Consider the following 22592-nt stretch of genomic DNA (forward strand, 5'->3'; position numbering starts at 1 on the left):
GGGAACACCGCACACCGGCCCGCATCCACCGAACGGCCGGACGCGGTCAGAGGTAGGCCTTGAGCCAGGCGCTGCCGTCCTCCGAGTAGAGCGCCTCGGGCCAGTCCGCCGGCCGGTGGTCGCCGTAGGCGCGCACGCTGTTGCGGTCCCCCAGGCCTTCGGCGTACTCGGTCACCGGCAGGTAGTACATGTAGGACATGAGCCGGTCGGCGAACTGCCAGCGGCCGCCCGCCCGGCGGTAGGTGTCCTTGTACCGCAGGGCCACCTGCATGGCCACACCGTTGCGGGCCACCTCGGCGTGGGAGGCCAGCAGCCCCGTCGCGGTGTCCGGGTCCTCGTCGTCGAAACGGATGACGTGCCCGTGGCTGTAGTGGTTCGTCGGGCCGAGTGCGGCGAAGCGGCCCAGGTAGGTCGTGACAATCTCCTCGATGCCGGTGGCCGCGAACACCCCGTCCTGGGAACGGAGGGTGGCGTCCGCGGCGAAAATCTGCCGGATGCCGGCCTCATCGCGCTCGTCCATGACGAACCCGTACAGGATCGCGAGTTCCTGGATTGCCGCGCGGTCTTCGAGCCGGCGGATCCGGTCCTCAAGCGACAGTTCTGCTGCCATGGTCACTCCTTTATCGCAGAACAGTTCTTCCGAGCATTCGGACCCTGCGGGACCGTGAGGGACATCACTGGCACCATTCATTATTACCATTTGCAGAGAATTTGGAACAGGAAAGGCTGAAGCAAGGCCGGCGGCCCCAGTGCCAGGCGAAATCCGTTGCCTCCATGATGACAATCATGATAAGCAATAAGGAGGAGGTTACCCTTATGACTACTGAGGCCCTGATCATCGACGCGCTGCGAACCCCCACCGGCCGGGGCCGCGGCAGCGGAGCGCTTGCCGGCGTCCACCCCGTGGACCTGCTGGCCCAGGCCCTGGCCGCCCTGGTGGACCGCACCGGCATAGATCCCGGCGCCGTCGATGACGTGCTTGTTGGCTGCGTGTCCCAGACCGGGGAACAGTCCGCCACGCCCGGGAGGATGGCCTGGCTGGCCGCGGGCTATCCCGCCCACGTTCCGGCCACCACCATCGACCGCAAGTGCGGCTCGTCCCAGCAGGCCGTCCACTTCGCAGCACAGGGCATCCTGTCCGGCGCCTACGACATCGTCATTGCCGGCGGCGTCGAATCCATGAGCCGGGTGCCCATGGGCTCTGCCCGCGCCGGCGCCGACCCCTTCGGTCCGTCGGTCACCGCCCGGTATGCCCCGGGCCTGGTCCCGCAGGGCGTCGCCGCGGAACTGGTCGCCGCCAAATACGGCATCACCCGCGAAGCCCAGGACGAGTATGCCGCCCGGTCCCACCGGCTGGCCTCGGCCTCGGCCCAAGCCTTCGAACGCGAGATCGTGCCTGCGGCCACGCCGGACGGCACCGTCCTCGCCCAGGACGAGACGGTGCGCCCCGACACGACTGCCGAGCGCCTCGCCGCACTGGATCCTGTGTTTGAAACCCCCGAACTGAGCGGGCGCTTCCCGCAGGTCAGCTGGTCGGTCACCGCCGGGAACTCCTCCCAGCTGGCCGACGCCGCCACCGTCGTCCTGCTGGTGAGCGAACGCAAGGCGCGGGAGCTGGTCCTGCAGCCCAGGGCCCGCGTCCACGCCATGGCCGCCGTCGGCGACGATCCCCTCCTGATGCTCACCGCCCCCATCCCGGCAACGGAAAAAATCCTCGCCCGGTCAGGGATGGCGCTGGGGCAGATGGACCATATCGAGATCAACGAGGCCTTTGCCCCGGTCCCGCTCGCCTGGCAGAGCCACTTCAATGCCGACTTCGACAAGGTCAACCCCCGCGGCGGCGCCATCGCCCTCGGACACCCCCTCGGCGCCTCCGGGACCCGGCTGCTGACCACCATGCTCCATGCGCTCGAGGACAACGGCCAGCGCTACGGCCTCCAGCTCATGTGCGAGGCCGGCGGCATGGCCAACGCCACGATCATCGAACGTCTCTAACAACCCAGGCAGGAGAAGAGCCATGAATATCAATGGAGCATCCGTCGTCGTTACCGGCGGCGCTTCCGGTCTCGGCGCCGCCACGGCACGCCGCCTCACCGCGGAGGGCGCGAAGGTCGTCATCCTGGACCTGCCCACTTCCCCCGGCGCGCAGGTCGCCGCCGATCTCGGCGCCACCTTCGTGGGGGCCGACGTCACGGATCCGGACACGGTGAACGCGGCGCTCGACGCCGCGGAGAACCTGGCGCCGCTGCGCGCGCTGGTGCACTGCGCCGGCCGCGGCGGTGCCGTGCGCCTGGTCGACCGCGACGGCAATCCGGGCTCGCTGGAGGCCTATGAAGGCGTGGTGCGGACCAACCTTATCGGAACATTCAACGTCCTGCGCCTGGCCGCCGCGCGCATGGCGAAGAACGACGACGTCGACGGCGAGCGCGGTGTCTGCGTCCTGACCGCTTCCGTTGCCGCATACGAGGGCCAGATCGGCCAGATCCCCTATGCCTCGGCCAAGGCAGGCATCGTCGGCATGACGCTGGTGGCCGCCCGTGACCTGGCCAGCAAGCATATCCGCGTCACAACGATTGCCCCCGGCCTCTTCGACACGCCCATCCTGGCCAGGCTGCCGGAGAACGTCCGCGACTCGCTGGCGCAGAGCATTCCCCATCCGAGCAGGCTCGGCGTGCCGGAGGAATACGCCTCCCTGGCCCTGCACATCATCAGCAATCCCATGCTCAACGGCGAAACCATCAGGCTCGATGGCGCCATCCGCATGGCCCCGCGCTAAAGCCGGAGAACGGAAAAGGACATGACACACAAAATCGCAGTTATCGGAGGCACGGGTCCGCAGGGCCGGGGCCTGGCCTACCGCCTGGCGCTGGCCGGGCACACCGTCACCATCGGCTCGCGCGACGCCGCGCGGGCGGCCGAAAAAGCTGAGGAAATCGCGGCGAAGATCGGCGGGCCGGCCGCCATCGGCGGAGCCGAGAACTCCGTGGCCGCCGCCACCTCCGACGTCATACTGCTGGCCGTCCCGTGGGACGGGCACGCAGAGCTGGTCACCGCCCTGGCCGCGGAGCTGGGAGGCAAGACCATCATCAGCTGCGTCAACCCGCTCGGTTTCGACCAGAACGGCCCCTACGGGCTGACCCTGGCCGAGAGCGCGGCCGAAGAGGCGCAGCGGATCGTGCCCGATGCCACCGTCGTCGGGGCGTTCCACCACGTGGCGGCGCTGTCGCTGTGGAAGACCGATGGCCTGCTCAGCCACGAGGACATCCTGGTCTGCGGCGACGACCTGCAGGCGAAGGAGCTGGTCATGGACCTGGCGGCCGCGGTCACCGGCAAGAAGGGGATCGACGCCGGCGCGTTGCGCCTGGCGCGGCAGCTCGAGCCGCTCACCGCCGTGCTGATCAACATCAACAAGGCGTACAAGACCCGTTCGGGCTTAGCCATCACCGGCGTCGGGGAACACGCATGAGCCGCGAAGAACAGCCGCTGCTCATCGAGGAACGCGGGCGCGTCCTCGTCCTGACGATGAACCGTCCGCAGGCCAGGAACGCCATGTCGCTACAGCTGTCCGAGGAACTGGCTGCAGCCTTTGCGGCCCTCGACAGCCGCGAGGACCTGAGCCTGGCGGTTATCACCGGTGCCGGCGGCACCTTCTGCGCCGGCATGGACCTGAAGGGCTTTGCCCGCGGCGAGATCCCCATCGTTCCGGACCGCGGTTTCGCCGGACTCGTCCAGCAGCCGCCGCGCAAGCCGCTCATCGCCGCCGTCGAAGGCTACGCCCTGGGCGGCGGGTTCGAAATCGCCCTGGCCTGCGACCTGATCGTCGCGGCATGCAATGCGACCTTCGGGCTGCCGGAAGTCAAGCGCGGGCTGACGGCCAATGCCGGCGGCCTGCTGCGCCTGCAGCACCGGCTGCCCTACCACTACGCGATGGAGCTGGTGCTCACCGGACGGATGCTGCCGGCCACCGAGGCCGGGGACCTGCATCTGGTGAACCGCGTGACCGAACCCGGCCAGGCGCTTCAGGCGGCACTCGAGCTTGCGGACGAGATTGCCAAGAACGCACCGCTGGCACTGGCTACCTCCAAGCGGATCATGGTCGAGTCCGTGGACTGGCCGGTCGAGGAGAAATTCGCCCGCCAGCACGAATTCGTCGACCCCATCCGCAAGTCCAACGACGCCGCGGAGGGAGCCCGGGCCTTCGTCGAAAAGCGCGTTCCGGTCTGGACCGGCAGCTAACCGGGAAAGAACTGCATTACAGCTGCGGCTGGCGGGAACTGCCGGCGCCCCGCGGCGGCTGTTGCGGACCTAGATGTCCGCAACGGCCGCCGCCTGCTTTGCACGGCAACACATCGGCCCGAGTCTCTGGGAGGCAGCAGTGAGTGGTGGAATGGCGTCCCGGGGCAGCACCTTGGAATTGCGACCCATCTGGGCGGGCAGGGCCCTTGCCCTTACCGGCATCGTCCTGGTCGCGCTCAACCTGCGCTCGGCGGTCACCGCCATGTCGCCGATCGTCGGCCGGATCAACGCGGACGTGCCGCTGGGTGACGTCGCCCTGGGCATCGTCGGCATGCTTCCCCCCTTGATGCTGGCCACGGGCGGCCTGCTGGGGCCGGTCCTCGCCCGTTGGATCCGGCTGGAAACCAATCTGGTCCTGGCCTGCGCCGGCATGTTCGCCGGGCACGTGGTCCGCTCGTTGGCCGATGACTTCGCGCAACTGCTCGTGGGCAGCATCGTGGCAATGCTCTCGATGGGCGTGGGCAACGTCCTGCTGCCGGCGTTGGTGAAGAAGTACTTCCCCGACCGGATCGCCCTGATGACCAGCATCTACGCCATGCTGTTCTCCGTCAGTACGGCCATTCCGGGAACCGTCTCGCCGATGGTCGCGGACGCAGCAGGCTGGCGAAACGCGCTCATGGCCTGGGGCATCGCCGCAGCGGTTGCGGCGCCGCCATGGATCGCTTTGGTTCTCAGGGACAGGTCGCGGTCCAGGCAGGACGAGGCTGCTTCGGCGGCGGTCGTCACCGGCCGCACCGCGGGGCCCCGACTGTGGTGTTCGCGTGTGGCCTGGGGGCTGATGCTGATGCATGGGCTGTCCGCGCTCAACGGATACGCGATGCTGGCCTGGCTGCCTGAGATCCTGGTGGACACCGCAGGGACCTCCAGCGTCGAGGCCGGCGTCCTCCTGTCCGCCTACGCCGTGACGGCCGGCCCGCTGGCGCTGGTTGTTCCCGCGATCGCCCTCCGGATGCGCAACCCCGGCGTGCTCGCCTACATCGGTGCTGCCATGTTCGTGGCCGGCTACGCGGGACTGATGATCTCTCCCGGCTTCCTGACGCCGGTCTGGGTCCTCGTCTCGGCATCGGGCACCGGCCTGTTTCCCGTGATGCTTGCATTGATCAACGCCCGGACCGAGACTGCGGCCACGACCGCGGCGCTGAGCGGTTTCGTGCAGGGGAATGGGGCGCTGATCTCGGTCGCCGGTCCGCTGGTCGTGGGTCTGCTCCACGACTGGACCGGCGGGTGGACAGCGCCGTTCTGCTTCCTCGTCGCGGCTGCGGTGGGCATCGTGCTCGGCGGAATGCTGCTGCGGAGCACGCTCTCGGTCGACGAGGAACTCCTGGACGACGCCGCACGCCGCTGATCTGAGCCGGGTGCCGTTGTGGTTACCAGTGCCGGGCTTCTTCGCCGGGCACCGCATGCCGAAGGTCCGCACCGTGCGCGGTGCGGACCTTCGGTGTCTGCCGTGACCGCCTAGACGAGAAGGTCTCTGGCGGACGCCTGCTGCCCACCTGCCGTCGTCGTCCTGCCGGCCGCGGTGCGTCCTGCAAGGTAACCGAAGACGAGCCCCGGGCCGAGGGTGCCGCCGGCGCCGCCATAGACCATGCCGGTGGGTCCAGCCATGACATTGCCCGCCGCGAAGAGTCCGGGGATAACCTGGCCGTCGACGGCCAGGACCTCGGATCTGGGCGTGGTGCGCGGGCCGCCCTTGGTGCCCAGCGTGCTGCTGTGGAGCTCCACCGCGTAGAAGGGGCCCCGTTCCAACGGCCCGAACGTGGAATCCGCGCCCGGGTATCCGTCCCGGTTGCCTACGAAACCGTCGAACGCGCTCTCGCCGCGCCGGAAATCCGGGTCGGTTCCCCGCCTCGCGTGCCCGTTCCAGCGCTCGACCGTTTCTTCCAGTGCGCCGGCCGGCACACCGATTTCCGCGGCCAGGCCGGCGAGCGTGTCCGCCCGGGTGATCCATTCGGGCACCGGGGAGCCCGGAGGGGCGCCAAAGCCCCCGAAGCGCTCCATCATCTGGGCATCGAAAACCACCCAGCATGGGATGTTGCGGTAGTCGAACGAGGTGGGATCGAGCTCGTGGAAGGCCCCGCCCATGGCGTTGTAGTTCGCGGCCTCGTTGACGAAGCGCTTGCCCTCGCGGTTGACCATGATCGAATGGGGTACCGTGCGCTCACGCTGGACCAGGTACACCGGCTGGGAACCGTAGGCGTTCTGCCCGGGCAGGGTGCACACCGGAACCCACCAGGCCTCGCGCATGTTGCCGAGCCTCGCGCCGACGCGCATGGCCATGCGCAGGCCGTCGCCGGTATTGGTGGGGACGCTGGCGGGGTGGCTGATCGGTCCGCGCAGGAAGTCGCGGGCCAGGTCCTTGTCCCACTCGAATCCACCGGTCGCCAGCACGACTCCCCGGCGTGCCGCCGCCTCGTGGACACCCTGCCGGCCCTCGAGGCGGACGCCGCGGACGGTTCCGTCCTCGAGCAGCAGTTCGACCGCGCGCTGCTCGAGGTGGACTTCGACCCCCTTGTCCAGGCACCCCTGCAGCAGCGCCGCGACCATGGCGCGGCCGAGCCCCTCAACCTGCTGTTCCTCGCGCTCGCGCGCGACATCGGGCGCCAGGAATCCTGTGCCGCCGCCGATCGGCGTCTCTCCCACGAGCATGCGGCGCGGTGTGCCCCCCAGGCGGTCCGCCCATTCGCCGAGGCCTTGAAGCGAGAACAGCTGCGGCTCCAGCGACCGCCCCCCGCCCGGCTTCCCGCCCGGCTGGTCGGGATGGTAGTCCGGGTAGCCCGGCACCAGCGACATCTTCAGCGGGGTGGTGTCCAGCCAGTCCAGCAGCTCCGGGATCGTGTCAACGAAGGCCTCCACCATCTCGGGAAGGATCATGCCGTTGGACAGGGATCCGAGGTAGGCGAGCGCGTCGTCGCGCGAGTCCTGGACCCCCTGTTCCCGCGCGTAGCGATTGTCCGGCATCCATGCGACAGCGCTTGACAGGCAGGTAGTGCCGCCCACGACGGGCGCCTTCTCGAAGACTCCCACAGTCGCGCCTGCGTCCGCCGCTGCGAGCGCGGCGCAGAGGCCCGAGGCCCCGCTTCCCAATACGATCACGTCATAGGCGGAATTACTTGCTGTAGTGCTCACTTGCCCATTCCCCTTTCCTAGTGACACACGCCATAAGGGAAGTTAGCATTGAAGGGCCACCATTACAATGGTTATCCTAGATTTAGGACTGCGCAGGATTAAAGGCCTTCCCGGCCTGCCGCAGCCCCTCAGGCGGCGGGCCAAAGCCTGGAAGTTGGGCGTTCACGGCCCTCAGGAACTCGGGCTGTTCAGGACGTCCAGGAAATCGGGGTGTTCAGGACGTCCGGGAACTTCCGTTCGACGTAGTTCGCATACTCAAGGATGTGGTCGTGCATGGCACTCGCGGCGGCAGCCGGGTCCTTGGCAGCCAGGGCCTCGTAGATGGCTGCGTGCGCCTTGTGGACCGCGACCCTGCGGTGCTCCGGGTAGTCGACACCGATCGCAGTGCCGTCCAGCATGCCCAGAAGGGTATCGATCAGATGCCCGAACAGGGCGTTTCCGGAGTTGTGCGCGATGAGGTCGTGGAACCGCTTGTTCATCTCCAGGAAGACCGACTCGTCCCCCACCTTGTCGAGCATGTGGTCGACGGTGTACTTCAATTCCGCCAACTGCTCGTCGTTCATCCGCGTCGCAGCGAGTTGGGCCATCATCGGCTCCAGCGCCGTCCGGGCTTCGGTGATGGTGCGGAACGGGGCATTCTCGAACTGCAGCAACAAGGTCAGGGCCGTCGCGAGGCCGCTGCCGTCGGGCTGCTGCACCACGGGCCCGCCGCCGGGTCCGGGTTTGAGCACGATCAGGCCTTGCAACTCAAGGAAGCGCAGCGATTCCCGCAGCGTTCCGCGCCCGATGTTGTATTCCTCCAGCATGACCCGCTCAGGGGGCAGTCGGTCTCCGGGCTTGCTCCCCCTCCGCTGGATGTCGGCGATAATACGCTGGGCCACCAGCACGGCCGTCTTCTGCGGCCGTAATGAGGTCTGCATGGATCTCCTTCAACAACGGATTTTGGCGGCGCGGTCGCCGTAATAATCGAATCATAAGTATAGTCCGGCTATTACTATTCTCCACGCCGCCCCAGCTGTCAGGAAGCGGGCTCCAGTTCCGCCATCAATTTCTTGAGCGGAGTGCCCGCGTCCCCGGCCCGGTCCGCCGGAACGTTGAGCCCCTTGGCCAGGAGAGTCTTGACGGCCATGAAATCCACAGGGTTGTTGATGCAATCCACCGCGATGACCTGCCCGTCGCGATAATAGATCACCGAGAACTTCTCGCCGGAGACCGTCCCGCGCACCACCACCTGGTCGTGCCCTGCCGACAGGCCGGCCATCTGCAGCTTCAGGTCGCCCTGGTCGGACCAGAACCACGGAACCATGCGGTAGGCGACTTTTTCACCGACGATCGTGGCGGCGGCGTTGCGTGCCTGCTCGACGGCATTGTTGACGCTCTCGAGCCGCAACCGTTCCGGCGCACCCTCGCGCGGCAGGGGGTTTGGTATATCGGCACAGTCGCCGGCCGCCACGGTAGTGCCATCGGAGGCCAGCGAGTACTCGTCCACCACGACCCCGTTAGCGCAGGCGAGCCCCAGCGATTCGGCGAGTTCCGTGCGCGGGACCACGCCGATGCCCACCAGCACGACGTCGGCAGGCACAATTTGCCCGCCGTCCAGTTCGACGCCGGATACACGCCCCCGGGCATCGCCGGCGAAGCGGACGATCCTCGCGTCCAGGGTGACATCAATACCGCGCGACCGGTGGGCCCCGAGGAAGAATTCCGAAGTGGCCTCGCCCACCGCCCGCCCGATGAGCCTGGGCGCCGCCTCGAGGACGGACACCGTCTTGCCCAGCTTCCGGGCGCTCGCCGCGGCCTCCAGTCCGACGAAACCGCCGCCGACCACGACGACGTTCCGGGCACGTTCCAGCCGGGCCTTCAGGTCGTCCGCGTCGTCGGCGTCGCGTAGATAGAGCACTCCGTCCAGCCCGGCGCCGTCGATCTGCAGCTTGCGCGGCCGGGCGCCGGTTGTCAACGCCAGGCGGCCGAAGGCGAATTTCCTGCCGGAGGCGGCGGTCGCCATCCCGGCGCCGTCGGCTCCCTTGTCGATTGACACGATCCTTTCGCCCAGTACCAGGTCGATGTTGTGCTTCCCGTAGAAGTCCGGGGTCCTGTACGCCAGGGTCTCCGCGGTCACGAGTCCCTGCAGGAACGCCTTGGACAGCGGCGGCCGCTGGTACGGGGCGTGCCGCTCCGCGCCGATCATGGTGACCGGCGCCTCGTAGCCCAGTTCCCGGAGCGTGCTGGCCAGCTGCACGCCGGCCTGCGAGGCTCCGACGATGAGGATCCCATTGTTCTGCGCCATGCGATCAGACCTGGCTTTCGGGTGTTTCGACGTACACATGGACATCGCCTTCGAGCTTCAGCTGGCATGAGAGGCGGGAGTTGTGGCGGCGTTCTTCGGCGGTGCCGTCGAGCATCTCGTCCTCGAGTTCGCTCATGGCCGCCAGCCGCTCCAGGTCCTCCTCGCGCACGAACACGTGGCAGGTGGAACATGCCAAGGATCCGCCGCAGTCGGCCACGATGCCGGGCAGGCCGTTCCGCACCGCAATTTCCATTACGGAATCCCCGGCGTTGCCGTCGAGGACTCTGACGCCGCCCCCGGCCGAGGTATAGGTCACCTTTGGCATGCTCTTTCCCTTTCATTCCGGAAGTTCGTCGAATTTATGATTATGATTGTAACCATAAGTGGCCACATGCAACAGGGCGTGCGCAAATGTTTCGCAGGGAACCGCGCCGGGCTACGCCGCGGCACAGAACCTGACCGGCTCCAGGAGTTCGCCGACGGCATAGACCCCGTTGAAGACCTCGACGCCGGCCGGCGTCAGTTGCGCCTGCATCTGTTCCCACCCCTGCGGCATGCGCGCCGCGCCGGATTTGGCAGGCAGCAGCGTTGCCAGCTCAATGCGGCGCTCGCGGCTGGGCCAGTGCTCGGCGTCGACGGCTGTCAGCACAGCTCCGGCTCCCCGGAACTCGATCCAGGGATCAACTATCATCACGAAGAGCAACCCCCCGTGCCCCTTGTAACGCAGGTCGCCGCGGTATTTGACAATCCCCTCGCGGAGCGCCGGATCGTAGCCGGAGGCGTCGTCGAGCTCGAAGAAGTAGACCCCCTCGCCCGCCTCCGTGGCGCCATAGCCTGCACCCCGCCGGCCATCCGGCATCGAGTCAATGTAGCGCGTGAAACTGCTCTTGACGCCCCAGGAAAGCCCGGGGCGGGCCGCCGGCTCCTCCCCGCCCGGCATCTGGGTCGGGACACTGATACCCATCTCCACCATCCTCGTCGGTGCTTAAAGCAAGGCCGGGCTGCCGGCCGGAAGGCGCGGCAGCCCGGGCGCTGGTACGGCTCCGGGCATCCGGAGGCGCAGGCTCTCCTAGAGCCGCTCGTCCAAAAGGCGCTTGCCCGGGGTGAACGTCGCAGGGAGCTTGTCGAAGCCAGTATTGACGCCCTGCCGCGGGTAGCGGACTACGTTGGCATGGTCCACCTTGTAGTCGGGCATCCGCTCCAGGACCTGGGTCAGGATCGTCTTGGCCATCAGACGGCCCAGGTGGGAACCAGCGCAACGGTGGCTGCCCACACCGAACGACATGTGGCGGTTCGGCATGCGCTCGATGTCGACCTCGTCCGGGTTCTCGAAACCACCGGCGGCATCGCGGTTCCCCGAGGCCCAGGCAAGCAACGCCCGGTCCCCCTTCCTGATCTTGACGCCGTGGAAGTCGGCATCCTTGCCGACGGTGCGCGCGAGGGCCTGGGTCGGGGAGAAGAACCGCAGGAACTCCTCGACGGCATTCTGCATCAGGCCGGGATTGTCGATCAGCCGCTGCCGGACATCGGGGTTCGCGGACAGCCACTCAAGCGCCTGGCCGCTGAGCGAGGCGACGGTGCCCACGCCACCGGAGATGATCAAGTCGACCATGTTCAGCACTTCCTCATCCGTGATCGGCCTGCCGCCGATTTCATGGCCCAGGATAAAGCTGATGGGGTCGTCACCGGGGTTGCGCCTGCGCTCGGCGATGATCTCCTTCACCTTCTCGGTCAGGGCGGGGATCTCTTCCTCGGTGACCTTGATGTAGTCCGGACTGCCCAGCGGCGCGGAGAGGACCTTCCGGTGGGCGAAGGAGTAGCGGCGCCAATCCTCGACCGGCAGGGACAGCCAGTCGATCGTGATAATGGACGGGATGCCGGTCAGGGTGGCGAAGTCCGCCTCGCCGCTTTCGATGATGTCATCGATGAACAAGGTGGTGTACTTCTCAACCATCGGGCGCATCTCCTCGACCCGCGAGGGCGTGAGCAGCTGGTTCATGATCCGGCGGTACGGCAGCGATGCCGGCGGGTCGAGGTCGATGGGAAAATGCTCGGTGATCGGACGCTTGGGGATGAGGATCGCCTGGCCTTCGCCGCCGTGAGGACTGCGGGCCGAGGAGAACATCTCGTCGTCGCGGGCAGCGTCGAAGATGGCGTCATACCCGCTCAGAACCCAGTAGCCGCCCCACGCGTCCGTCCAGGTGATTGGTCCCCGGGACCGCAGCTTGCGATAGCTCGCGACCGGATCCTTACCGTGCTCTTCGGCGTTGTGGTCGAAGTCGACGACCGGGCGATCGGTCCGCGCCTCTGTCTCGAGGGCCGTTTGCTCTGTCATAGAACTCCCCTTCATTTCCGGCTTGCGCTTCGGCGGCCCGGACCACCCGGTGTCCGCAGCGAAAATCATCCTTGTATCTACTAATTATTATAATAGAATCGGGATTAAGCCCAGTCCAGAGTCCACCGAAGATTTCACGAAGGATTTTCGCCCCGGACCTCGCGACCGGCTCACCACCGTTCGGGTAGGACCACCAGAAGGAGTACTGATGCGCATTGAACTCAACCGCAACGTCTGCCAGGGACACGGCGTGTGCCAAATGACCGCCGCGAACCTATTCCGGCTCTCCGATGAGGACGGCCTGGCCATCCAGCCCGCCAACCCGATCGCCGAGGAGTTCCAGGACGAAGGACGCCTGGCCTCCGCCAGTTGCCCGGAGCGCGCGCTCAGCATTATCGAGGACTAGCGGATCGGTGCCGGGCCGGCTGCGGTCCGGCACCGCATCCCTTGAGCCCACACAAGAGATGCCCCACCATGGCCGGCGGGGCATCTTGCCCGCTCAGCCTCAATGGGAAACAGCCACACCGGAGGCCCCGCAGAGACATCAGATGGCGGCGCCAACAGACTCCGCCGGGCCGTCAGGTGAATCAAGGCGCCGATAGCCGCCGCCAGTGCAGCGACAGCGAGTTCATTAGCCCCAGAGGGTCTCCACCCGCAGAAAGCGTACACAGCCCAATCCGTCTGTGTCCGGCCTGGTTCCGTCCCCAAGGCCTTCCGCACTCAGCAAGCTTTCAAGAACGGACTGGGCTCGGCATGTACCGAACGGCTGCCGGCAGCGGTTCCAGCAGCCCCTTACGGACCGTGAGCAAAATCCCGGCACCCACGGTCAGTGCCAGCGCCAGCACACAGACCAGCGCTATGGCCGCGCCCAGGCCCAGGGCAGGGACCAGTGCACCGGTGGCGAGCACTGTGGCCATCCCCGCGGCGTAGCCAAAGAAATTGATCCGTGCGAACCCCTGCGCCAAGGCCTCCTCGCCCAGGAACTCGCGGGCAATGGACATCGCTGCCAACTGCCCCGCGCCTTGGCACCCGCCGCTTAGGACCGCGGAGGCAAACAGCGCCGGCACCGAGGCGGTGAGCATCCCGTAACCCAGGACGGCAGCCCCGGCAAGGCCCAGGGCCAATGACCAGTACGATTTGGCCTGCACCGATGACCGCCCGAGGACAATCTGGCCCAGAAAGCCTGCCGCAAACACCATGGCAACCATGCCGCCGGCGGCGAGCCCGGTCCGTACCCCGAGCTCCAGGGCCAGATAAACCGAGCCCACGGACATGTGGACCGAGCAGATGATGCCGCAGGTGATGATGACAGCCAAGGCCAGCCGCAGCTGCGGCGGTCGCTGCCGGGACGAACGCAAGCGCGCACGGCAGGTCCTTGGCTGGACTGCTACGGTTTCGAGGCCGGCTGCCGGGCGTTCCTGCTGCGCGGCAGGCACCGCCGGCCGCAGCAGCACCGCGAGGCCGGCAGCCAGCAGCAGCGCGGCCTCGGCGGCGAACACACTCACCTCCGGATTGGCCACCAGATCAATGAAGGCACCTCCGGTCAGCGGTCCCAGGCCGAGCCCGGCCGTGATACAGAGCGACGCCACCCAGTGCCCGTTCGTCCGGCCGCGGGCCGTGTACTGCGCGGTGACCGTGGCCGCGCCGTAGGAGACGAAGATGCCGGACGCTATTCCACTGAGGAACCTGGCCAGCCCCAACTGCCACGGCAGCGCCGCCAGCGCCAGCAGCACGGCGGAGGCAATTGCGATGCCGATGGTCACGGGCAGCGACCATCGCGGCCACCGGCGTTCCGCGGGCCGGGCCAGTCCGAGCAGTCCGCACAGGACGCCGACTTGGTAGGCAGCGAAAAGCAGCGTGGTCGTCGCCGCCGAATAGCCCATCTGCAGCTGCCAGACCGGATACAGCGGCGAAGGGGTGTTGGACAAGAGAAAGACTATGAACAACGCGCAGGCGAACCGCATCACCGTGCCCCGTCTCCGGGAATCGTTCCCGGCTCATCGGCTGCCGTGCCCCGGGGAAACGCCGCCGGCACGGCCGGCCTGCAGCACGACGCCGGGGCAGGAAGCCCCGGCGTCGTGCTGCAGCGGTCAGGGAATCCTGCTGCGGCGGTCAGAGGTAGGCCTTGAGCCAGGCGCTGCCGTCCTCCGAGTAGAGCGCCTCGGGCCAGTCCGCCGGCCGGTGGTCGCCGTAGGCGCGCACGCTGTTGCGGTCCCCCAGGCCTTCGGCGTACTCGGTCACCGGCAGGTAGTACATGTAGGACATGAGCCGGTCGGCGAACTGCCAGCGGCCGCCCGCCCGGCGGTAGGTGTCCTTGTACCGCAGGGCCACCTGCATGGCCACACCGTTGCGGGCCACCTCGGCGTGGGAGGCCAGCAGCCCCGTCGCGGTGTCCGGGTCCTCGTCGTCGAAACGGATGACGTGCCCGTGGCTGTAGTGGTTCGTCGGGCCGAGTGCGGCGAAGCGGCCCAGGTAGGTCGTGACAATCTCCTCGATGCCGGTGGCCGCGAACACCCCGTCCTGGGAACGGAGGGTGGCGTCCGCGGCGAAAATCTGCCGGATGCCGGCCTCATCGCGCTCGTCCATGACGAACCCGTACAGGATCGCGAGTTCCTGGATTGCCGCGCGGTCTTCGAGCCGGCGGATCCGGTCCTCAAGCGACAGTTCTGCTGCCATGGTCACTCCTCCGAGTCACAAATTCTGAACTTCATTATCATTTATTGATGCTTTGCCCACGATACGTGCGGGAACTTACCTTGAATCAGGCTGGCGGATTACGGCTCAGGCCGGCCAGCCCTTAGCAGCTAGAATGAGTTCCCGGCGACGTCGGCGGGTGCATGCCCGGTAATGCCGGGCAGGGCGACGCCCGGAATGCTGAGTCCGCAACTGTCTTACGATCTGATGAGCCTCTTGGATTTCATCCCACATTGTCATCACTTCCTTTCATGCATGGTTCCCTGGGCGTTCGGTGCACATAGACGGCACGCCTCATGTCCCTTAGAACGTGTTGGGAAAGCAGATGCCTGCCCGTTAACCGCCACGGCCGGCGGGGCAAGTGCTGAGGCATGGAGGCCTCAGCACTTGCCCCTGTCCATCGGATCTGGCCGATGCGCAGTGGGCGCCGATCACACTCATCGTTCCGGTCAAACCCGGCGGCCGTCCGGCGAAGCATTCGAAGCGGCGGTTCGTGGAGACGATCCCACACCTGAACCGCACCGGGTGCGCCTGGCGGATGCTGCCGCACGACTTCCCGCCCTGGGACACCGTGTACTGACACTTCCAGCGCTGGAACGCCGAGGGCATGACTGACCGGATCCGCAGCGCGACGCCCCTGGCAACCCGAAACGGCCTGCCCGTTCCCCACACCTACTAAGAAACTTTTAGGGCAGCTGGATGAGCTTGGTTTCGTGGAACTCGTCGAACCCTTCGATGCCGCCTTCGCGGCCGAGGCCGGACTGCTTGTAGCCGCCGAAGGGCTGGAGCACGTTCATGCCCCAGGAGTTGACGGAGATCTGCCCGGTACGCACCTGCCGGGCGATGGCCTCGGCGGTGGCGTCGTCGCCGGCGAAGACCGCACCGGAGAGGCCGTAGTCGGTGCCATTGGCGATCTGCACCGCCTCCTCGATGCTGTCGTAGGGGATGACCGAGAGCACGGGGCCGAAGATCTCCTCCTGGGCGATGCGCATCTCCGGGCTGACGTCGGCGAACAGGGTCGGTTCAACGTACCAGCCGGTGTCCAGGTGCTTGGGCCGGCCGCCGCCGGTGACCAGGCGCGCCCCCTCGGCCTTGCCGATCTCGATGTAGTTCTCTACGCGCTCGCGCTGGCGCTCGGCGGCCAGCGGGCCCAGCACCGTGTCCGCCTCGCGCGGGTCGCCGACCTTCAGGCCCTCCATCACGGCCTTGATCCGCTCCACCACCTCGTCCTGGCGCGACCGCGGGACCAGGATCCGGGTCAGCGCGGCGCAGACCTGGCCGGAATGGCCGACACCGTAGAACACCAGCTCCGGGAACACCGTGTCCAGGTCCACGTCGTCGGTGAGGATGGCGGCGGACTTCCCGCCCAGTTCCAGGGTGACCCGGGCGATCCGCTCGGCCGCGATGCCCATGATCTTCCGGCCGGCGGCGGTGCTGCCGGTGAAGGTGATCATGTCTACGTCCTTGTGCCGGACCAGGTGCTCCCCGACCTCGCGGCCTGCCGGCAGAAGGCTGACCACGCCCTCGGGCAGCCCGGCCGCCTCCAGCGCCTCGGCGAAGACCATCATGCTCACCGGCCCTTCCGGGGCCGGCTTGACGACGACGGTGCATCCGGCGGCCAGCGCCGGGGCGAACTTCAGCGACGCCGTGGCCACCGGGCCGTTCCACGGCAGGACGGTGGCCACCACCCCGATCGGCTCGCGGACCAGCCGGCCCCTGCCGCCGGGCCAGGAGCGTTCCTCCTCGAAGCTGAACCGTTCGTGCAGGGTGACCACGTCCTCCCACACCTTGACCGCATTGTCATGGAACGCCGTGCTGGCCGCGGCCGGCGCGCCGATCTCGGCCGTGAACGCCGCGGACATTTCCGGAATCCGCTTTTTCACCTCTTCGCCGACCCTGGTAAGGACCGCGGCACGCTCCGCCGGGCTCATGCGCGGCCACGGGCCCTCGTCGAAGGCCTTCCGCGCGGCCGCGACCGCCGCGTCGATGTCAGCCTCCTGCGCATCCGGGACGGTCGCGATCACCTGCCCGGTCATCGGCGAGACCACCTCGATCACCTGCCCGCTGGAGGGCTCCACCCACCTGCCCCCGATGAAGAGCCGGTCGAAACTGCGCAGCCCCCGCGAGGCCCCTGCCGATACTGCCGAAGTTGCTGTTGTCATGCCTGCTCCTGACCTCCAAGACCATTCCCCCGGACTTCCCGCGTACGGGCGGCAGCAAACATCGCGGCCGACCCGGTGTACAGCACACAACCTCCTCGCCGTTGAGGACAGACGGTCCCGCTGACGGCGACGTGCATCACATGCGGATGCTCAAAGCTATGAATGATAAGCACTGTTTGTCAACGTTTCGCGGCTCCTTTGCAGCAATTCCGGCTGGCCGGACCCGCTGGACAGGATAAATACATTGTTGCCCGCAGTGTCCCGAATATAACCGTTGACACATTTCGGCTAGGTCCATACGGTGAGAATCATGCGCCTGGATTGGCGGCACGTCGACGTGCCGCGTTGGGGACCGGGAGCAGGAGAGTGCGCACTCTGCCAAGAGAATTTCCACTACTCGGCTGGGAGATACACCCATGGCTAAAACGACAGTAATCATTGGTGCAGGCAGCGGCGGCGGTGCGCTGGCAGCACGACTGACCGAGGACAAGGACCAGAACGTCATTCTGGTGGAAGCCGGCCCGGACTACGCGGAGCTGGCACTGGTGCCGGACGACGTGCGCGATGCCGGCGAGATGAGCGTGGAGAAGCATGACTGGGGGCTGAAGGCCTACTTCCTGGAGCCGCAGGACGCACGCGCCGCGATGCCTTACCCCCGTGGCCGCATCGTCGGCGGATCCTCGGCGGTCAACGCCGCGATCGCCGAGCGTGCCACCCGGGAGGACCTGGACACCTGGGTGGCGGCGGGCAATCCCGAATGGTCCTACGAAAAGACCCTGCCGTACTTCATGCGCCTGGAGAACGACCTGGACTTCCCCGACGCGCCGGGCCATGGCTCCTCCGGCCCGGTCCCAATCAAGCGGCACTTCGACGATGACTGGCCTGCCGCTACCCGCGCCTTCGCCCAGGCCTGCGCCGACCGCGGATTCTCCCGTTCGGAGGACGCCAACGCCGATTCCGCCACCGGCTTCGGGCCGACCCCCCGGAACCTGATCGGCGAGGAGGAACTGCGCGCCAGCTCCTTGCTGACTTACCTGGCCGAGGCCCGTAAGCGCCCCAACCTGACCATCCGGCCCGATACCCTGGCCCGGCGGGTCGTTTTCGAGGGAACCACCGCCGTCGGCGTCGAGGTTGAGCATGCAGGCAAGGTCCAGATTATCTCCGCGGACCAGGTCGTCCTCGCCGGCGGGGCCATGCACAGCCCGCACCTGATGATGCTCTCCGGCATCGGTCCCCGCGAGGTCCTGGAGCGCCACGGCATCGAGCCTGTCATCGTCAATGAGGCCGTCGGCCGGAACTTCCAGGACCATCCCTTCGCCCCGATGGTCGCGCTGCTCAAGGAGAAGACGGACCGGAACGGCGTCCGTGCACGCCTGAAGTACAGCACCGGCACGGACGACCTGGTGGACGACATGATGATTTTCGCTGCCGTCCTGGATCCCTCGACCATGAACATCCCCGCCGACACCAAGGGCCGCAAGGCGCTGATGATGAACAACCTGCTGGCCAAGCCCCGCTCGGTCGGCTGGATCACGCTCTCCTCGCCGGATCCGAAGGTACAGCCCGAGCTGCACGTGAACTTCCTCTCCGATCCCAGCGACATCGAGCGGCTGAAGGGATCCCTGCGCCTGTCCTGGGACATGATCACTTCGTCCCCGCTGGCGGACGAAATCCTGGAGATCTGCTTCCTGGACGCCGAGACGATCGCCGACGACGCCAAGCTCGAGGCCTACATCCGCGCGTTCGCCTCCACCTCGCTGCACGCGGCCGGAACCTGCCGGATGGGCCCGGCAGGCGATCCCACCGCCGTCGTCGATCAGCACCTGGCCGTGCACGGCGCGCAGAACCTCTGGATCGCCGACGCGTCGGTCATGTTCAACGTGACCACCGGCCTGACCAACCTGACCGCCTACATGATCGGTGAACGGCTGGCCGATTGGCTCAAGAACGGCACGGACTCCCCCACGGACGAGACCGAGCTCGTCTCGGCGGCCTCCTAGGCGACAGGCGGCAGCCATGACAGCAGCAGAAACAGCGACGGCTGCACCGGCGGCGACCCAGTGCGTGGACACGGACGTGGAGGCGATCCGCCGCCTGACCCACGAGTACTCGTGGGCCGTGGACAATGCCAGGCTCGACGACATCGTGGCCCTCTTCACCGAGGACGCCGAGTGGGACGTCACCGCCTTCGGCATGGACACGGTGCGCGGATCGGACGCGCTCCGGGCCTTCTACGCCGGCCTGATCGAGAACACCACGCACCGCTGCCACCTGGCACTCAACCACCGTATTGATGTGAACGGCGATTCCGCCGCCGCCACGGTGTATATCCACGCGTTCGTCACCATGCCCGACGGCAGGCGGGACGAGTCGCTGGGCTATTACTCGGACAGCTACGTGCGGACCGGACAGGGCTGGAAGTTCCAGCGGCGGGCGGCGTATCCGCTGCTGCCCGCGCCGCCGGCGCCGGTGTAGCCAGGGCCCGGGCACTGCCGGGCCGGACATGCCGCGGGGTTTCCCTCACCGCGGGAAACCCCGCGGCACCACCATCGAACCACCGGGCCCGGCGGCGACGAAGCTGTGCCGGACCCAAAAGATAAAGGAGCAGACATGTCTGCAGTCCAGACCACCGAAACAACCGTTGACGCGGACGTAGAGCAGATCCGCCGCCTGGTCCACGAATATTCCCGGGCGATCGACACCTTCCAGCTGACCGGCGTCGTCGGCACTTTTGCCGACGACGCGGTCTGGGACATGAGCGCGCTGGGGGCGCCGCAGGCCAGCGGCATCGACCAGGTCCGGGCTGCGTTCGCCGCCCTGATCGACAGCCTCACGGCCTGCTGCCACTTCACCACGAACCATCTGGTCGACGTCGACGGCGATACCGCCACGGGAACGGTCTACTGCCACGCCTTCGCCGTCGGAGCCGACGGGAGCCGGGCAGAAAACCTGGTCCTGTACTCGGACGACTACACCCGGACGGCCAAGGGCTGGAAGTTCCAGCGCCGCACCGTCACCCCGCTGATGCCGGCCGCGGCACCTGCCGAATAGCCCGCATCCGCACCGGCATTACCCGCCAGACAACTCAATGAAGAGGAACTGACATGGCACTTGACAACTCAACCATGGCCTTTTTGGCCGCCGCGGCCGAAGCCGCCGGCCCGGACGCCAAACCGATGTGGCACCTGCCGCCGGCCGAGGCACGCGCGGTTTCGGCCGGCATGACGCCCATGTTCGGCACCGGCCCGGACATGCATTCCACCCGGGAGCACCTGCTGACCGGCGTCGACGGCGGCCAGTTCGCCGTCCGCGTCCACGTCCCGGTCGAGAAACCGGCCGGCGTGTTCGTCTACCTGCACGGCGGCGGCTGGGTGCTCAGCGACATCGACTCCTTCGACACTCTGGGCCGGCAGCTGGCCGACAAGTCGGGCTGCGCCGTGGTCCTGGTCAACTACCGCAAGGCCCCCGAGTCCCGCTTCCCCGTCGCCGTCGAGGATTCCTGGACCGCGCTGCAGTGGGCCGCCGACCACCTCGGTGACATCGCCGGGGCGCAGGTGCCGCTCTTCGTCGGCGGCGACAGCGCCGGCGGCAACCTGTCCGCCGTCATGGCCCTGCGGGCCCGCGACAACAACGGCCCGCAGCTGGCCAGGCAGATCCTCATCTACCCGGTTACCGACGCGAACTTCAGCCGCGGATCCTACCTCGAGGAAGAGAACCAGACCCTGCTCACCACCGAATTCATGCAGTGGTTCTGGGACCACTACGTGCCCAATCCCGAAGACCGCGGGCACCATGAGGCATCGCCGCTGCGCGCCGAAAGCCTCGTGGGCCTGGCCCCGGCGCTGGTGATCACCAGCGCCCACGATGTGCTGCGCGACGAAGGCGAGGCCTACGCCCAGCGCCTGCGGGAAGCCGGCGTGCCCACCGAGCACCGGCGCTGGGAGGGCCAGATGCACGGCTTCTTCTCGATGGTCAATGTCCTGCCCGCGGCGGCCGAAGCGATGGACTTCGTCGCGGCCACGGTCCGCGCCGACCTGAAGCAGGAGGCTGCCCGATGAACACCAACCGCGAAGCCGACGTTGTCATTGTCGGAGCAGGCTTTTCCGGCCTCTACATGCTGCACCGCCTGCGCCAGCAGAACCTGGCCGCCGTGGTCTTCGAAAAGGGCGACGGCGTCGGCGGCACCTGGTACTGGAACCGCTACCCGGGTGCGCGCTGCGATGTGGAGAGCCCCTACTATTCCTATGCTTTCTCCCCCGAGCTGGAGCAGGAATGGGAGTGGACCGAGCGCTATCCGTCCCAGCCCGAGATCATGGCCTACCTCAACCACGTCGCGGACCGTTTCGGCCTGCGCGACGGCATCGAGCTGGAAACCGAGGTCACCGCGGCGGCTTTCGACGACGCCACGAACCGGTGGAGCGTCAGCACCAACCGCGGCGAAACGGTGTCGGCGAAGTATGTGGTGATGGCAACCGGCTGCCTGTCCACCGGGCGTATTCCGGAATTCGACGGCATGGAGTCGTTCGCCGGCGAGATTTACCACACCGGCTCCTGGCCGCACGGCGGCGTTGACTTCACCGGCAAGCGCGTGGCAGTGGTCGGAACCGGGTCCTCCGGCATCCAGGCCATTCCCGAGATTGCCAGGCAGGCGAAGCACCTGACGGTTTTCCAGCGCACGGCCAGCTTCAGCGTCCCCGCCCGGAATGCGCCGCTGGACCAGAAGGAATGGAAGGAAATCAAGGCGGACTACCGCAACCTGAGGGAGCTGGCCCGGCATTCGGCGACCGGCCTGCCCTTCGCCGGCGGCACGTCGTCGGCGCTGGAGGCAACCCCGGAGGAACGCCAGTCCAACTACGAAGCGCACTGGGGCCTGGGTGGGTTCCGGATCGGCGCGGCCTATGCCGACCTGATCGTGAACAAGGAAGCCAACGACACGCTGGCGGAGTTCATCCACGCCAAGATCGACGAACAGGTGGAGGATCCGGACACCGCCGAACTGCTCAAGCCACGCGACTATCCGGTGTCCACCAAGCGGATCTGCGTGGATTCCGATTACTACGCAACCTACAACCGAGACAACGTCTCGCTGGTGGATGTGCGCAGCGTACCCATTGTGGGCCTGAGCGAACACGGGCTGAAGACCGAGGACGCCGAGTACGAGTTTGACGCGATCGTCTTCGCCACCGGGTTCGATGCCATGACCGGTTCGATGCTGAAGGTGGACATCACCGGCTCCGGCGGCATAACGCTGCGGGAGAAGTGGGCCGCCGGTCCGCGCACCTACCTGGGCCTGTCCATCGCAGGATTCCCCAACCTGTTCTCCGTGGCCGGCGCCGGCTCGCCGTCCGTGCTGACCAACATGGTCACGGCCATCGAACAGCATGTGGAATGGATCAGCGACCACATCGCCTACCTGCAGGAGCGCGGACTTAACCGGTCCGAGGCCTCGCCCGCGGCGGAGGACCAGTGGGTGGACCACGTGAACGAGGTGGCCGCGATGACGCTCTTCAACCAGGCCAACTCCTGGTACCTGGGCGCCAATGTGCCGGGCAAGACGCGGGTGTTCATGCCCTATGCCGGCGGCCTCGGCGCCTACCGGGCCAGGTGCGACGAGGTGGCTGCCGCGGATTATGAAGGCTTCACGCTAAGCTAGGCGCAGTTCCGGACGGCGGCGGCGGTACCCACCCCGGGT

General features: G+C 67.3%; 22 protein-coding genes. 12 read left to right on the plus strand and 10 right to left on the minus strand.

Going from position 1 to position 22592, the window contains the following annotated elements; genetic code table 11:
- Positions 1-46 precede the first annotated feature (46 nt).
- Positions 47-610 (minus strand): nuclear transport factor 2 family protein, encoded by a 564-nt coding sequence (locus tag ACFQ36_RS01850; protein WP_377010012.1) that lies wholly within the window; start codon positions 608-610, stop codon positions 47-49.
- Positions 611-816: 206 nt separating this feature from the next.
- Between ACFQ36_RS01850 and ACFQ36_RS01855 the strand changes: the two genes are divergently transcribed.
- The 5 genes from ACFQ36_RS01855 to ACFQ36_RS01875 all read left to right on the plus strand — a co-directional run bounded on the left by ACFQ36_RS01855 (position 817) and on the right by ACFQ36_RS01875 (position 5641).
- Positions 817-1995 (plus strand): thiolase family protein, encoded by a 1179-nt coding sequence (locus tag ACFQ36_RS01855; RefSeq protein WP_377010014.1) that lies wholly within the window; start codon positions 817-819, stop codon positions 1993-1995.
- Between the two features lie 22 nt (positions 1996-2017).
- Positions 2018-2776, plus strand: coding sequence for an SDR family NAD(P)-dependent oxidoreductase (locus ACFQ36_RS01860; RefSeq protein ID WP_377010016.1), 759 nt, complete (start codon positions 2018-2020; stop codon positions 2774-2776).
- Positions 2777-2797: 21 nt separating this feature from the next.
- Positions 2798-3466 carry an NADPH-dependent F420 reductase gene (gene npdG, locus ACFQ36_RS01865; RefSeq protein ID WP_377010018.1) on the plus strand — a complete coding sequence of 223 codons (669 nt, stop codon included), beginning with the start codon at positions 2798-2800 and terminating at the stop codon, positions 3464-3466.
- Positions 3463-4236 (plus strand): crotonase/enoyl-CoA hydratase family protein, encoded by a 774-nt coding sequence (locus tag ACFQ36_RS01870; protein ID WP_377010020.1) that lies wholly within the window; start codon positions 3463-3465, stop codon positions 4234-4236. Before npdG ends, ACFQ36_RS01870 begins: the two co-directional genes overlap by 4 nt.
- Before the next feature lie 172 nt (positions 4237-4408).
- The gene (locus ACFQ36_RS01875) at positions 4409-5641 is read left to right on the plus strand and encodes a CynX/NimT family MFS transporter (protein ID WP_377010022.1); all 1233 of its coding nucleotides are present in this window, start codon (positions 4409-4411) and stop codon (positions 5639-5641) included.
- A 110-nt stretch (positions 5642-5751) separates the two neighbouring features.
- On the opposite strand, the gene ACFQ36_RS01880 is transcribed toward ACFQ36_RS01875, so the two are convergent.
- The 6 genes from ACFQ36_RS01880 to ACFQ36_RS01905 form a co-directional block, all read right to left on the minus strand.
- A complete protein-coding gene (locus ACFQ36_RS01880; RefSeq protein ID WP_377010025.1) occupies positions 5752-7422 on the minus strand; it encodes an FAD-dependent oxidoreductase in 1671 nt (556 codons plus the stop codon).
- 188 nt (positions 7423-7610) lie between these two features.
- The gene (locus ACFQ36_RS01885; RefSeq protein WP_377010027.1) at positions 7611-8342 is read right to left on the minus strand and encodes a FadR/GntR family transcriptional regulator; all 732 of its coding nucleotides are present in this window, start codon (positions 8340-8342) and stop codon (positions 7611-7613) included.
- Between the two features lie 98 nt (positions 8343-8440).
- On the minus strand, positions 8441-9709 hold the full coding sequence (locus tag ACFQ36_RS01890; RefSeq protein ID WP_377010029.1) for an NAD(P)/FAD-dependent oxidoreductase: 1269 nt from the start codon (positions 9707-9709) through the stop codon (positions 8441-8443).
- Between the two features lie 4 nt (positions 9710-9713).
- Positions 9714-10034 (minus strand): 2Fe-2S iron-sulfur cluster-binding protein, encoded by a 321-nt coding sequence (locus tag ACFQ36_RS01895; protein WP_377010030.1) that lies wholly within the window; start codon positions 10032-10034, stop codon positions 9714-9716.
- Between the two features lie 111 nt (positions 10035-10145).
- Positions 10146-10673 carry an HtaA domain-containing protein gene (locus ACFQ36_RS01900; RefSeq protein WP_377010032.1) on the minus strand — a complete coding sequence of 176 codons (528 nt, stop codon included), beginning with the start codon at positions 10671-10673 and terminating at the stop codon, positions 10146-10148.
- A 105-nt stretch (positions 10674-10778) separates the two neighbouring features.
- Positions 10779-12044 carry a cytochrome P450 gene (locus ACFQ36_RS01905; RefSeq protein WP_377010034.1) on the minus strand — a complete coding sequence of 422 codons (1266 nt, stop codon included), beginning with the start codon at positions 12042-12044 and terminating at the stop codon, positions 10779-10781.
- Positions 12045-12252: 208 nt separating this feature from the next.
- On the opposite strand from ACFQ36_RS01905, the gene ACFQ36_RS01910 reads away from it, so the two are divergent.
- Positions 12253-12450 (plus strand): ferredoxin, encoded by a 198-nt coding sequence (locus ACFQ36_RS01910; RefSeq protein WP_377010036.1) that lies wholly within the window; start codon positions 12253-12255, stop codon positions 12448-12450.
- A 325-nt stretch (positions 12451-12775) separates the two neighbouring features.
- Here ACFQ36_RS01910 and ACFQ36_RS01915 read toward each other — a convergent pair whose 3' ends face one another.
- Together ACFQ36_RS01915 and ACFQ36_RS01920 are read right to left on the minus strand one after the other, a co-directional pair.
- Positions 12776-14008, minus strand: coding sequence for an MFS transporter (locus ACFQ36_RS01915; RefSeq protein WP_377010116.1), 1233 nt, complete (start codon positions 14006-14008; stop codon positions 12776-12778).
- Positions 14009-14156: 148 nt separating this feature from the next.
- Positions 14157-14720: a nuclear transport factor 2 family protein gene (locus ACFQ36_RS01920; RefSeq protein WP_377010012.1), complete on the minus strand. Its 564-nt coding sequence runs from the start codon at positions 14718-14720 to the stop codon at positions 14157-14159.
- 379 nt (positions 14721-15099) lie between these two features.
- Between ACFQ36_RS01920 and ACFQ36_RS01925 the strand changes: the two genes are divergently transcribed.
- Positions 15100-15318: a transposase gene (locus tag ACFQ36_RS01925; RefSeq protein ID WP_377010039.1), complete on the plus strand. Its 219-nt coding sequence runs from the start codon at positions 15100-15102 to the stop codon at positions 15316-15318.
- Positions 15319-15424: 106 nt separating this feature from the next.
- On the opposite strand, the gene ACFQ36_RS01930 is transcribed toward ACFQ36_RS01925, so the two are convergent.
- Positions 15425-16900: an aldehyde dehydrogenase gene (locus tag ACFQ36_RS01930; protein ID WP_377010041.1), complete on the minus strand. Its 1476-nt coding sequence runs from the start codon at positions 16898-16900 to the stop codon at positions 15425-15427.
- Positions 16901-17316: 416 nt separating this feature from the next.
- On the opposite strand from ACFQ36_RS01930, the gene ACFQ36_RS01935 reads away from it, so the two are divergent.
- From ACFQ36_RS01935 to ACFQ36_RS01955, 5 genes are all read left to right on the plus strand, one after another.
- On the plus strand, positions 17317-18900 hold the full coding sequence (locus tag ACFQ36_RS01935; RefSeq protein WP_377010043.1) for a GMC family oxidoreductase: 1584 nt from the start codon (positions 17317-17319) through the stop codon (positions 18898-18900).
- A 16-nt stretch (positions 18901-18916) separates the two neighbouring features.
- A complete protein-coding gene (locus tag ACFQ36_RS01940) occupies positions 18917-19375 on the plus strand; it encodes a nuclear transport factor 2 family protein (protein ID WP_377010046.1) in 459 nt (152 codons plus the stop codon).
- Between the two features lie 135 nt (positions 19376-19510).
- Entirely contained in the window at positions 19511-19951 is a 441-nt protein-coding gene (locus tag ACFQ36_RS01945) for a nuclear transport factor 2 family protein (protein ID WP_377010048.1), read from the plus strand.
- A 53-nt stretch (positions 19952-20004) separates the two neighbouring features.
- Positions 20005-20958: an alpha/beta hydrolase gene (locus tag ACFQ36_RS01950; RefSeq protein ID WP_377010049.1), complete on the plus strand. Its 954-nt coding sequence runs from the start codon at positions 20005-20007 to the stop codon at positions 20956-20958.
- Positions 20955-22553, plus strand: coding sequence for a flavin-containing monooxygenase (locus ACFQ36_RS01955; protein ID WP_377010051.1), 1599 nt, complete (start codon positions 20955-20957; stop codon positions 22551-22553). The genes ACFQ36_RS01950 and ACFQ36_RS01955 overlap by 4 nt, the downstream gene beginning before the upstream one ends.
- The last annotated feature ends 39 nt before the right edge of the window (positions 22554-22592 follow it).

The organism is Arthrobacter sp. GCM10027362 (assembly GCF_042679445.1).
Taxonomy (GTDB): Bacteria; Actinomycetota; Actinomycetes; order Actinomycetales; family Micrococcaceae; genus Crystallibacter.